11 protein-coding genes and 1 pseudogene are annotated in these 11,518 nt (G+C 41.7%); 8 read left to right on the top strand and 4 right to left on the bottom strand.

What is annotated here, in order from left to right; all coding sequences use genetic code 11:
- Positions 1-47: 47 nt before the first annotated feature.
- The gene (locus JNC80_RS16675) at positions 48-308 is read right to left on the bottom strand and encodes a helix-turn-helix domain-containing protein (RefSeq protein WP_376710954.1); all 261 of its coding nucleotides are present in this window, start codon (positions 306-308) and stop codon (positions 48-50) included.
- A 221-nt stretch (positions 309-529) separates the two neighbouring features.
- Here JNC80_RS16675 and JNC80_RS16670 point away from each other — a divergent pair, with 221 nt between their 5' ends.
- From JNC80_RS16670 to JNC80_RS16660, 3 genes are all read left to right on the top strand, one after another.
- Entirely contained in the window at positions 530-844 is a 315-nt protein-coding gene (locus JNC80_RS16670; RefSeq protein ID WP_376710953.1) for a hypothetical protein, read from the top strand.
- A gap of 186 nt (positions 845-1,030) precedes the next feature.
- Positions 1,031-1,804: an outer membrane protein gene (locus tag JNC80_RS16665; protein WP_376710952.1), complete on the top strand. Its 774-nt coding sequence runs from the start codon at positions 1,031-1,033 to the stop codon at positions 1,802-1,804.
- 83 nt (positions 1,805-1,887) lie between these two features.
- Positions 1,888-2,271, top strand: a complete 384-nt coding sequence (locus tag JNC80_RS16660; protein WP_376710951.1) for a YbhB/YbcL family Raf kinase inhibitor-like protein — start codon at positions 1,888-1,890, stop codon at positions 2,269-2,271.
- Between the two features lie 98 nt (positions 2,272-2,369).
- On the opposite strand, the gene JNC80_RS16655 is transcribed toward JNC80_RS16660, so the two are convergent.
- Positions 2,370-3,119, bottom strand: a complete 750-nt coding sequence (locus tag JNC80_RS16655; RefSeq protein WP_376710950.1) for an NYN domain-containing protein — start codon at positions 3,117-3,119, stop codon at positions 2,370-2,372.
- A 159-nt stretch (positions 3,120-3,278) separates the two neighbouring features.
- Entirely contained in the window at positions 3,279-3,899 is a 621-nt protein-coding gene (locus JNC80_RS16650) for a recombinase family protein (RefSeq protein ID WP_376710981.1), read from the bottom strand.
- Between the two features lie 191 nt (positions 3,900-4,090).
- Here JNC80_RS16650 and JNC80_RS16645 point away from each other — a divergent pair, with 191 nt between their 5' ends.
- The 4 genes from JNC80_RS16645 to JNC80_RS16630 all read left to right on the top strand — a co-directional run bounded on the left by JNC80_RS16645 (position 4,091) and on the right by JNC80_RS16630 (position 9,780).
- Positions 4,091-7,090, top strand: a complete 3,000-nt coding sequence (locus tag JNC80_RS16645) for a hypothetical protein (RefSeq protein ID WP_376710949.1) — start codon at positions 4,091-4,093, stop codon at positions 7,088-7,090.
- Positions 7,087-7,551, top strand: a complete 465-nt coding sequence (locus JNC80_RS16640) for a response regulator (RefSeq protein WP_376710948.1) — start codon at positions 7,087-7,089, stop codon at positions 7,549-7,551. Before JNC80_RS16645 ends, JNC80_RS16640 begins: the two co-directional genes overlap by 4 nt.
- Positions 7,548-8,699, top strand: coding sequence for a response regulator receiver protein (locus tag JNC80_RS16635; RefSeq protein ID WP_376710947.1), 1,152 nt, complete (start codon positions 7,548-7,550; stop codon positions 8,697-8,699). The genes JNC80_RS16640 and JNC80_RS16635 overlap by 4 nt, the downstream gene beginning before the upstream one ends.
- Before the next feature lie 130 nt (positions 8,700-8,829).
- Positions 8,830-9,780, top strand: a complete 951-nt coding sequence (locus JNC80_RS16630) for a metallophosphoesterase (RefSeq protein WP_376710946.1) — start codon at positions 8,830-8,832, stop codon at positions 9,778-9,780.
- Between the two features lie 436 nt (positions 9,781-10,216).
- Here the strand turns inward: JNC80_RS16630 and JNC80_RS16625 are convergent, their stop codons facing one another.
- Positions 10,217-10,498, bottom strand: coding sequence for a hypothetical protein (locus JNC80_RS16625; protein WP_220158821.1), 282 nt, complete (start codon positions 10,496-10,498; stop codon positions 10,217-10,219).
- Positions 10,499-10,715: 217 nt separating this feature from the next.
- Here JNC80_RS16625 and JNC80_RS16620 point away from each other — a divergent pair.
- Positions 10,716-11,437: pseudogene (locus JNC80_RS16620) on the top strand (IS5 family transposase).
- Positions 11,438-11,518 lie beyond the last annotated feature (81 nt).

Here is an 11,518-nt window from a genome sequence, read left to right as displayed (position 1 = left end):
GCGCGCTTAGTCTGTAAGCTAAGCCACATAACACGGCAAATTTCCAATTATTTATATTTTCTCCCCGCCTTCATTGGCTGCGGTGGCAGTGCGTCTTTATCAGGAACTTCAAAAAGCTCACTGACTGTCACTTGCAGTGCATCAGCCAATGCTTCCAGAGTCGAAATCGTGACGTTCTCTGTACCCCGTTCGACCCTCCCTACATATGACCTGTCAACATTTGACTCCAAAGCTAACCGCTCCTGAGAGAAGCCTTTAGCCACGCGAAGTTTCCGTAAATTCCAACCGATAATCTGTCTTGAGTTCATAGAACGATTAACAGTATAGACGGCTTGACAATCGACGGACTGCTGGGCACATATTAATTTTCAGCACACGTTAGTGAATCCAATGGATTCACATAACAATGTCGGGGGCAAATGAAGTGCAGAGCGAAGCGATCAAACGTATCGGGTCAATCAGCCAATCAGCTGCAACCCATCAGAAACATACGCAACACGACTAAGGTCGGAAAACAAAGGTCACTTCGATGGCATACCCAATTCAAATGATAGAACCAGTTACCCATAGAACAGCAGTTGGTTTCAAAGGAATTTCTTGGACCTGCTTATTCTTTGGTCCATTCCCCGCATTGTTTCGCGGTCACTTTGTTGGTTTCTTAGTCATCCTACTTGCCGTTCTCTGCACCTTAGGCCTTGCAAGCATTGTGTTTATGTTTGTTTACAACAACTGGCATTACAATTGGCTTGTATCAAAAGGTTTTAAACCAACGGGCGCAGCTATGGGAATGGGCATGATGGCCAATCAAAACATGATCAATGTTCATGTCGCCGAAAAACAATAATAAGTCGCTATAAACCAATAATTTAACAATAATTAAATTAGATAAATTTAATTTAATTCAAAATTAAATGTGCCATTTAAACAACACAACTAAAATTATAAATACAAATGTAAAAATTAACTATTAATTAACCGTAAAATAACTAAATCACATAAACTACGAACAACATGACTTACAGGGATAAACATGAAAATCTTAGTCATCGCGGCAACCACACTTTCAATTTCCACCACTTTGGCTGTAGCTGCTGATGCTATCGTAGCGCCAGTTATTGAACCAGCGGCTATTACCACAGATTCACCTCGTTGGTTCGTTGATGCAGGTGTGGGCGGCGCATGGTCTAATGCAAGTGCGCTCCACTTCATCAATCCAATTGGTACAGCTTTTACGGAAAATGCAGTATCAGGCGACCGCATCCACCTGAACGATACCGATAAAAAAGATAGCTCCGTCGCAGCAGTATTTAGCGTAGGCTATATGCTTGCCCCTAACTACTACGTTAAAGGTTCGTATCGTTATTTCGGTCAACACGACTATAGCGGGAATGCGACCTTCGGTGGCGATGACTACGATCAAGACCTTCGCGTTCGCGCACATGGTGTATTCGTAGGCGCAGGTTATATCCATGACCTCACAGACCGTTTTTACGTAGATGCATTTGGTGAAATCGGCGCGTCTTTCTTGAAAGCCTCTGCCAAGCAGGGCGAAAACCTTTATCCTGACGATTTCGCTTCATTCCCATCTAAAAGCCAGACAAACTTTGCTGGCGGCCTCGGTCTTGGCGTTGGTTATAAAGTTACAGAAAACGTAGACTTCACCGTTACAGGTACTTACCACTGGCTCGGCAAAGCTGAAACAAACAAAACAGTTAATGTTCAATATATGAATGACGGGGAAATGCTGAAAGCCAAGAACATTGGTGTCGCAGGTGTTACTGCTGGTATTCGTGTGAAGTTCTAATCACTTAAATGGGCAGTTTAACTGCCCATTTTCATATCATGCTTTGACATGAAAGCCTATTCGCAAAATCACAAGAGAACATCATGAATAAACTGCTATTGATAAGTGCAGCAACATTAATTGTCTCAAGCAATGCATTCGCGGCAGACATGGGTGTTGCCTTTGAATGGGGCCCAACAAAAAAATGTTTTGATTCAAAGTCTCCGCCAATCAAACTCTCCAATGTTCCACAAGGCACAGCAAAACTTTTGATCAAAATGATTGATCAAAATGCATCGAGCTTTGATCATGGCGGCGGCAGCGTAGCCTTCAAAGGGCAGGCACAACTTCCTTATGGCGCCTTTAAATACAAAGGTCCATGCCCGCCATCAGGAACGCACTTCTATAAAATTACTGTCAAGGCTGTTGATGCATCAGGAAAAACCCTAAGCAGCGGTTCCGCAACACAGCCATTCTCTAAAAAATAATCGCTTTTCAGCTCTCCCCGCATAAGGCGGGGTTTGCTACACTTCACGAAACAATCATCAGTGATCACATGGTTCAGATGACGTTAACATGAAGGCATTTAAGTTTTCTTCTTCGCCTTGGTAATTACTTTCCGGATACGAATTCGTAGAGGTTTTCCCTCAACCTGTTCAATATCGAATGCATTTGTCTTTCGCACCAAATCACTAAGTTTGCGAAAACCATAATTCCGCGGATCAAAGTCAGACGCTAGATTGGCAAGCTGAGTGCCCACAGCCCCTAGCTGTACCCAACCATCTTCGGATTCCATCTGTCCAATAACTTTCTTGATTACTGGAATGGCGGCACTTGGCGGCTGAAGTGCGTTTGGCGTGCTACCTGTTTCGTTACCATTAGATATGGTCGGCGGAAGCAAGTTTTCTGTATAGATAAACCTACGGCACGCTTGGCGAAAACTCTCCGGTGTTTTTTGTTCCCCAAAACCGAAAACGTCCACCCCTTGTTCTCTGATGCGTGCGGCAAGCCGTGTGAAATCACTATCAGACGACACTAAACAGAAACCATCAAAGCGACCACTGTGCAGCAAATCCATTGCATCAATAACCAAAGTAATATCTGAGGCGTTCTTACCCGTTGTATATGCAAACTGTTGCTGCGGAATGATCGCGTGCCTTGCGAGAACCTCTATCCATGACTTAGAACGTGCGCTTACGAAGTCACCATATATACGTCGAACGCTAGCTTCACCAATTTTTGCAATTTCTTCGAACAACCCATCGACAATTTTTGCGGATGCATTGTCAGCGTCGATAAGAACTGCAAGACGTGGAGAGCGACCTTCAACTATCATAATATATCCGCTTCATAATCCGACACAGAGCTTTTGTAGCTTGCAACAAGTTGAACAATAACAAACTAACTCGGCGACCTTCAACACTGAAAAGTATGACTAGAGTTGCCTTTGCCTCGCTCTAAGACAAGCCCCCCCATCGAATGATCTAGCAAACGTTTATAGCGAGGCCAGCGCCCCATTCTTTAGACGTGAAAGAGTCGATCTGGAACAACCGGTCGCCTGTATAATGCTATTCCAGCTTTGGCCACTTTCAAGCATTTTCAGTATAGCTTCATTACGGGATTTATTCTCCGGACGGCCTTTATAAAGCCCCTGCTCTTTAGCCTTAGCTATTCCCTGCTTTTGTCGTCTACGACGATCTTCATAGTCTTTACGAGCAATGGCCGCGATCATGTCCAGCATCATATTATTAATGGCCTCCGACATACGGGTAGTAAATTCATCCGTATTCGAAGATGCCATTCCCCATGATGTCGGCAAATCAAGAGCAACCACTTTAACCTGTCTGTCACGAATTTCAGACTTCAAACGCTCCCAGTCTTTAGCATTCAAACGACTTAAGCGGTCCACTTGCTCTATCAGCAAAATATCACCTGCCTGACAGTCGGATAGCAGACGAAAAAGTTCCGGACGGTTTAGCGATGCGCCACTTTCATTTTCAACATACGTGGCTGCAATCTTCAGGCCTTTATCACTAGCGAACTGAAACAAATCGTTTTTCGCCCTGCTGGCATCTTGCTCTTTCGTCGATGCACGAAGGTAAGCTCTCACAAACATACTAACCACCATAAAGTTCCATTTACATGGTTCCATTATAGATGGTTCGTTATAAGTTATCAAATGATATTTATGGAACCAAGATCAGTATGGTTCGCTTAAGGCATACTAATAAAACAAACCCGATTTACGAACCCACTACATACTGGTACGCATTGACGTTGGGTTTAGGTTTCATTGGGGGAGGGATAATGAAAACTTTTCAACGCAAACATCCAACGAATGTGCAATTCAACCAACAACGAAAATCAGTTTACAAACAACTGCAACTGATAAGGCAAATAAGAACTAAAAATGTAATTCGGGGAATTTTAGCAAGCGAGAAGAAAGCAACCGTAAGCCCAACAGGAATGCAGGCTATCCGCCGCGAGGCCGCAGGGCCAGACCTATCAAGTGCAACTCAAATCATCCTTGGCATTAATGGAGGCTACCCATTTTCAAATGTAGGGTCGAGCTATCGAAACTTGCTTAGGACGCATAGTTTAAATGTAATTATTCCTGAGAATGAGGTTTATTATCTTATCGGTCATTTAAATGGCTGGTCTATGGAAGTCCGGAAAATTCTCGGCGCCATGGAAACAATGGCTACTTTACCAAATGCTCATCCAGTTGACGCTTTAGATGCACTGTTCTTAGTAGCCCAACAATGGGGCGCTTCCAATTACTTAGTTAAGAAGGTTGCTTATATTGCTTCAAAAGCAGGTAAAGATGCGGAATTAATAGAGCCTCTTTCGAAAATTAGCGACTTACTAGAGCAACGAAAGTATCCCACCCCTTTCTTTTCAGCAATGGAGGATATGGATTCAGACTTTGATTATTTCACCCGTATTTCAAATCGTGTGCAATTACTGTCAAAGTATGTGAGCGATGGAGACTTTAGACAGCTTTTACCGCTACATAATGTAATCCCCGTACCATTGTCTAAAAAAGATTTGGGCTCTTACCTTAGAAAATCTCATTCTATGTCGCTTGTCGACGAAGTTGTTTCACTTGTGCAAATATTTATTTTGAAAGAACAGTGGCCAGAAATTATCGATCAGATCAACAGTTTTCTTAGTCCGGAAATTTATGCAGCTATACTAAAATTTATGCAGATACCATTTGATACATCTCGGCTTTATGATGACGTAGACCCTTACTCTGCAGATATCGTCTATTACCGTCGTGCTGCAGCTTTTGTTGAATTTGAAGAGCCTTGTAAATATCGATTGTTTGTAGACAAGATCATTGGTCCACGACTGATGGATAATTACATTCCTCCTATGGATAATTCAATTATTACAACTCCAAGTGTACGTGATCTAACGAAGACCCTGAATGGATTTAGAAAATCATCTAAGTATATAGATATACAAAATTCTGGAGTATTTCTCAGAACAATTTGGTTTCTAATTTACATAGATAGAAATCGTACACTGAGTGCATTTTCACACAACGACGTAAGAACAATTTTAAATAATACTATGTACCTTAATATTCTCTTATCAGGAGATGAAATAGAAAGGCTTTACGCAACTTCTAATGATGAATCTCGTTCATTAATAACAGTACTAGCATTAGCACTTTATAAATCAAGATCAAATGACGATGATGTTGACTTTAAATTTCGATTAAACTTATGCAAAACTGTTATTGATAAATTTCAAGGAAGTATTGTATCTTACATAGAATGGCTATTGCCGTCGTCTCCTGAGGTCGCAAATTTCCTTTTGAATGTACTTGATGGACCTACATTACAAAAGATGTATTGGCTCGTTAAAAACCCTCGTGAAGCCGATCAAATTAGGCAAGACATTTTGCGAGCTGTGGGAAAAACTAAAGGGCGACTAGAATATTTTGTCGAAGCCGATGCCATTGAGGCAAAGGCCCAAGTTTCTAAAATTCAAATGTATTTTGACGATAGCCGAATGTATGTTGACGGATACGCCATGAAACAATGGCTTATTGATAACCCTAGTGCTTATCAGCAACAATATTTACAACTTCTCGAGCATCACGCAGAAAATTTGTCAGTCCTTAAAGTAGCAATTAGCCGTTCCGGCTCAGAATTTAAGGCAGAAACATGGACGCTTTCAGCGTACGACTACATGTTGTTCGAAGTTGCTAAAGCTGCATTTACTCAGTTTTGCATCAATACAAACTTCGGTATTGAGTCTTATTTGGGCCGCAGAATACGACATAACACGCTAACTGGTATGATGCGTGGCGGTGTGGAGACTCTTCTAGAAAAGGGAAATTATCATATCTTGACCTACGATGATGCATTCCTTCAAGCGCATGCTGACTGGGTCGAAGATTACCGATCTATAATTGAGCATCTACGTAAAGATATTCTGCAGTTCAAAACAATTCAAAAACCTAAGGGGATTTTCTACTCAGACATGAATGTAGATACAGAACCGACGAAAACTAATATCGCTCTTCTCAGAGGTATGGCAACGTCGGCCAATAGTATCGAACTATTCAATGAAATGTTAATTCGCTTCTGCTGGCAGGAGATCGACCCACAACTTAATACTGCTGCAAAATTTGTGACAGTTGATGTATTAAACAACACAACTAGTCGCCTCAATGCACACTTTGCAAATTTCAACAGCGACCTACAGAGACAATTTTTGGCTGAACTGCAAAATGAGGTTCATGATAGATTTACGCGCTTGGGGAGTTGGTTCAGGCAGCCCGACAGCGGGTTCGTAAGCGCATCGATCAAACAGCTTGGGGAACTCATTTTTATGGAAGCCACAAACGGGCCAGTACCTACTAACCAGCAAATAAATTGGTCAGGTAATGGGTATGACATCCCCATGGATGGCCTTTCTGTCCACCGTATGTACGACTGCCTATCTGTGTTAATACGAAATGCTTGCAAATACGGAGAAGTGAACGTTCCGATTAATGTTGATGTCGATGCCCAACAAGCTCAAAAGGCAAACATCGCAAAAGTAACAGTCCACGTAGCTTCTTGGCTGAAAGATGATGCTTCAAAGCAAGAAAACGTTGCACGATTAGTAAAATGTTTTGAAGAAAATGATATAGGAACCGCTATGATGAAGGAGGGATATTCTGGCATAAAAAAGCTCAGATATATTGTTTCCAGTTGCGAGAGATCATCTGACGTTAAACATGTAATTACTAATGACATTTGCAAGATTTCTTTTACCTTGACTGTCGAATTGGCTGAAACAGTATGAAGTTAAGAGTACTATTAGTTGAAGATGAAGAGCATAAGACCACGGATTTGGTAAATAGGCTTAATTTCGCTTTTCCAAAACTCAACTTACACGTGGCCCGAAGCGTTCGCGAGGCGGTCTTAGAGGTTTTGGAAAATGAGTTTGAGCTCGTTGTCCTAGATATGGCTTTACCAACATTTTCTGATGCAAGCAGAGATGAAGGAGGGGGAGGCGTTTCTCAGGCGATTGGTGGGGTCGAAGTCTTGAGATCACTTCAAAGTGCGAACCAGATGTGCAACATCATAATCGTTACTCAGTATCCTGAAATTATTATTAGTGGAGAGAGAGTCAAGCTTAACCAAATAGGAAAAGTTGTGTCTCGCAGATACAACCAAAACATCTTAGGAGTAGTTCTGTATTCCTTTAAAACAATCGCATGGGAAGAGAACTTTGATAAACTTTTGGGGGCAATGAGTAAGTGAAAGTACTTTTGTTTGAGGATAACGACGTTAAATTTGATGCAATCTCAAATGTTCTTATAGAAAAAAATATTACACCAAACAACATCATTAGAATATGTACTGTTGCTGAATATGCATCAGTTTTTAGTAAAAATTTTGATTTATGCATAATAGACATCAGAATGCCATCACTAAATGGCACTTCTGCAAATAATGCAGGCTCTGAAATACTTAGTATGCTTGCATATAGTGGAAAAAATAAAGTTCCAATTTTAGCTATTACTGCTTTTCCTGAGGATGCCGATCAATTTCGTGAAACATTCTCAGCACATGGTTGTATGATATATGATTTTGATCAAAAGCATGTTTGGTCACAGGCTTTAGATATATTTATTTCTCAAGCACGAGATCGTAATAAGTATGATTTTTTAGTTTTTACCGCGCTAGGGGAAGAGCGAGACCCATATGCCAAACTCGAAAACCTAAAGATTTCCAGTGTAGAGAGAGAGGGAATTGACCACTGGGAATGTGACGCCGGTGAGTATAGTGGCTCAATCATTCTCCTTCCACGAATGGGTCTTGTAAATGCAACAGCGATTGTTGCGAAAGTCCTCAATTGCTATTCACCGCAAGTGGTCGCCATGAGCGGAATATGCGGCGGGATCGGAAACAATGCCAATTTGGGGCAATTACTGGTTACAGACCTCTGCTGGGAATATCAGTCAGGAAAATGGTTAGACGAAGTCCATAAAGCCGAACCATACCAAGTCAATATTCCGCAACACACACGAATTTCAATAGTGAAACGTTTAGAAAGCACCTCGCTCTTAACGGAGTTGGAAACTGGTTATAACGGAAAAAATCGCCCTCCGATTAAAAGCGACCCAATCCTTACAATCTTTTCCAGCGGTTCAGCGGTGATTGCCAGCGAGAAAAGACTCAACAATCTGGAGCAACAGCACAGGAAAGTGGCTGGTATTGATATGGAGATTTATGGTTTTCATCGAGCCGTAGAGCTATCCGGTCAAAATTTACATGCATTTAGCTCGAAAGTTGTTGTAGATAAGGCGAATAATAAGAAAAAAGATGATCTTCACGAGTATGGATCATATATATCGGCAAAATTTACTATGGAAATGATTGCAGAACTAATATCGATGAAGAAATAAGAATATAGTATGGCGCTGTATGGCGCCATACTATAAATTAAATATAATACCATAATAAAGTATAAATATATATTCTAAAAAATATTTTATCTTAAAATAATAAACATCCACAAATAATGGAAGAATTTTTATGAACTTAAGTGGCTACGATATTATTGGAGACATCCATGGAAACAGCGTAAAGCTTCATAAACTCCTAAATAAATTAGGGTATACTAAAAGTAGTAATTCCAGCGGATACACCCACTCTGAAAGAAAAATAATTTTCCTTGGCGATTTTATTGATCGCGGGCCACAGCAACTTGATACGGTCCTGACAGCCAAAGCTATGATTGAAAGCGGCTCCGCATTAGCGGTAATGGGTAATCACGAGTACAACGCTATTTGCTATGCCACTCCAAATCCACGTCATCCCAACGACTATTTACGTACTCATTTAGGCAACACGGGCAAGAAGAACTACCAACAACACGCCGCATTCCTGAATGAGGTTCAGTATGACCCCGTTCTGTACGATGAAGTTATTTCATTCTTTAAGACACTCCCCCTCTGGCTTGAAGTTGATGACATCCGCGTCGTTCATGCTTGCTGGAATATGCAGAAACAAAGCCAACTGAAACCGTATTTAACCAACGACAACTGTTTGACAGATGCAGGGATCATTGAAAGCGCTAAGGAGGGCAGTACAGCCTTTGAAGCAACAGAATTGCTATTGAAAGGATTGGAACTCCCTCTTCCCAATGGCATCATTTTTCAAGATGCAGATGGTCATGAACGCCAATCCGTACGCGTGAAATGGTGGGACAGCACAGCCAATGATTATGCATCCCTTGCGTTGTTGCCTGAAGCCATAACCCAGACCCTGCCAAGGGATACAATCCCAAACCTTGATGCGTACCGCTACAATGAAGATGCCTTGCTTTTCATTGGTCACTACTGGTTAACGGGCAAGCCGAAGCCATTATCCTCCAATGTCATTTGCGTTGATTATAGCGCAGGTAAAGGCGGTGATCTCGTTGCTTATCGCCACAATATCGGGCAACCTTATTCAATCAATAACTTTATAACATCAGCAAGTTAATCGAGACTTGGATATACAGCAATGCATTGATATTGAAGGTATTGCCTATGTTATTTCATATCGTGATAATGCATTTATATGTTTATTGATGTCGAAATTTCAAAATGGCACAGGCGTGTTCTTGCTGAGTATTACAGTTCTATGAACTTCCGATTTGGTGAAATCCCGTCATCTCGTTTATTTGGCAAAACACCTGCATTACACATATTCAAGATCAGGACCTTTGTTCGACATTTCATCGAAATGTCTCTGAAGGCGTATCACCCTTATTACTTTTCATACACCGCAAATAAAGATTACAAAATCAGGTTTCAGAGCCTGACCTGAAAAGGCATGAGTGATTTCAGTAGGTTATGATTCAATCGGATTTCTGATATACGATGGAGATCACGATGTCCTAGACTGAAACCACTTGCCCTCATTTGATCTGGGTTCTTCAGTTTTTCAATGGGCCAGCAGGCTTCTTATTGTCCTGCTTAACTTTTCCATTGAGCTTATCATTTGTGCGCAGACCACCATGCTTAGCGCATATTTTTGCCGCTTGAGATTCACTAAGCTGAGAAGTACCATCTCCAACTACGAATTGATGCCCATCCTTACACTGCCCCGACCATTTTTTGGTGTCGCTGTCATATATGATTTTATAAGCATTAGCTGGAACAACTGAAGCTGCAAAAATAAATGCAACAAAAGCAATTTTTATATTCTTACTATTCATAATAAACACCTCCCATTTAAGTTAACCATAAATATAGTATTACAACTATTCTGAACGACAAATGAATAACATTTTTCAGAACCTGACCTGAAAGGCTTGTGTGATTTCAGTAGGTTATAGTTCAATCGGATTTCTTATATAAGATGGAGATCACGATGCACTAAACTAGACCCACCGGCCTGATTATCAACGACAGAGTTCGCGTTACGTAAGTGATATGACCGCAAAAGAATGGGCATTGATTACCGCTTGCCGACATCTTGACCGTTCACGTATCACTGAATTACGTGAGGTTGTGAATGCTTTGTTTTATATAGCATCAACTGGTTGTAAGCGGCGTATGCTGGCCAAGAATTTGCCACCTTATTCAACCGTCCAAGTACATTTCTATGAATGGGGGGGGGTGCAGGCTTGTGGCACACTATCAGCAACACGCTTGTGATGGCCACGCGTGAGCAGGCGAATAAACAACCCAGCCCAACGGCTGGTGCAATCGATAGTCAGTCGGTCAAAACCACCGAAAGTGGTGGAATATGGGGATTTGATGCAGGTAAGAAGATCGTTGGGAGAAAACGACACATTGCGATTGATACACTCGGCGTGCATCAGGACAGAGACGGTGCGCCGGATATCTTTAAATCCATCCTCACGCGCTGGCCGTGGTTACGGTATATCTTTGCTAACGGCGGATACGCTGGGCCTAAGTTCAAAGGCAGACTGGAAAAGGTCGGTAAATTCACAATGGGGATCATCAAGCGATCAGATCAAGCACTAGGCTTTGAACTCCTATCATGCAGATGGATTGTCGAACGCATCTTTGCATGATTGAGACGATGCCGAACATTGACAAAAGACTTCGAGATAACCATCGCTTTTACCGAGGCGCAGCTTTACCCCACCAACATTCATTTTCTAACACGGCGCATCGCAAGAGATTGATATCATTGCCATCCCTATGAATCAGACTCTGATGCCGTGGTAGCAACTTACATCAGCGATCAATATGGTTACTTCTATGGA

Origin of the sequence: Pseudochrobactrum lubricantis (assembly GCF_041929865.1) — a bacterium.
Lineage (GTDB): Bacteria > Pseudomonadota > Alphaproteobacteria > Rhizobiales > Rhizobiaceae > Pseudochrobactrum > Pseudochrobactrum saccharolyticum.
This window is presented reverse-complemented; position numbering and strand designations above follow the sequence as displayed.

Bases quoted from the DNA above. Each gene is read 5' to 3' on its own strand.
- JNC80_RS16675 (WP_376710954.1), bottom strand. From the start codon at position 308: ATGAACTCAAGACAGATTATCGGTTGGAATTTACGGAAACTTCGCGTG.
- JNC80_RS16670 (WP_376710953.1), top strand. From the start codon at position 530: ATGGCATACCCAATTCAAATGATAGAACCAGTTACCCATAGAACAGCA.
- JNC80_RS16665 (WP_376710952.1), top strand. From the start codon at position 1,031: ATGAAAATCTTAGTCATCGCGGCAACCACACTTTCAATTTCCACCACT.
- JNC80_RS16660 (WP_376710951.1), top strand. From the start codon at position 1,888: ATGAATAAACTGCTATTGATAAGTGCAGCAACATTAATTGTCTCAAGC.
- JNC80_RS16655 (WP_376710950.1), bottom strand. From the start codon at position 3,119: ATGATAGTTGAAGGTCGCTCTCCACGTCTTGCAGTTCTTATCGACGCT.
- JNC80_RS16650 (WP_376710981.1), bottom strand. From the start codon at position 3,899: ATGTTTGTGAGAGCTTACCTTCGTGCATCGACGAAAGAGCAAGATGCC.
- JNC80_RS16645 (WP_376710949.1), top strand. From the start codon at position 4,091: ATGAAAACTTTTCAACGCAAACATCCAACGAATGTGCAATTCAACCAA.
- JNC80_RS16640 (WP_376710948.1), top strand. From the start codon at position 7,087: ATGAAGTTAAGAGTACTATTAGTTGAAGATGAAGAGCATAAGACCACG.
- JNC80_RS16630 (WP_376710946.1), top strand. From the start codon at position 8,830: ATGAACTTAAGTGGCTACGATATTATTGGAGACATCCATGGAAACAGC.
- JNC80_RS16625 (WP_220158821.1), bottom strand. From the start codon at position 10,498: ATGAATAGTAAGAATATAAAAATTGCTTTTGTTGCATTTATTTTTGCA.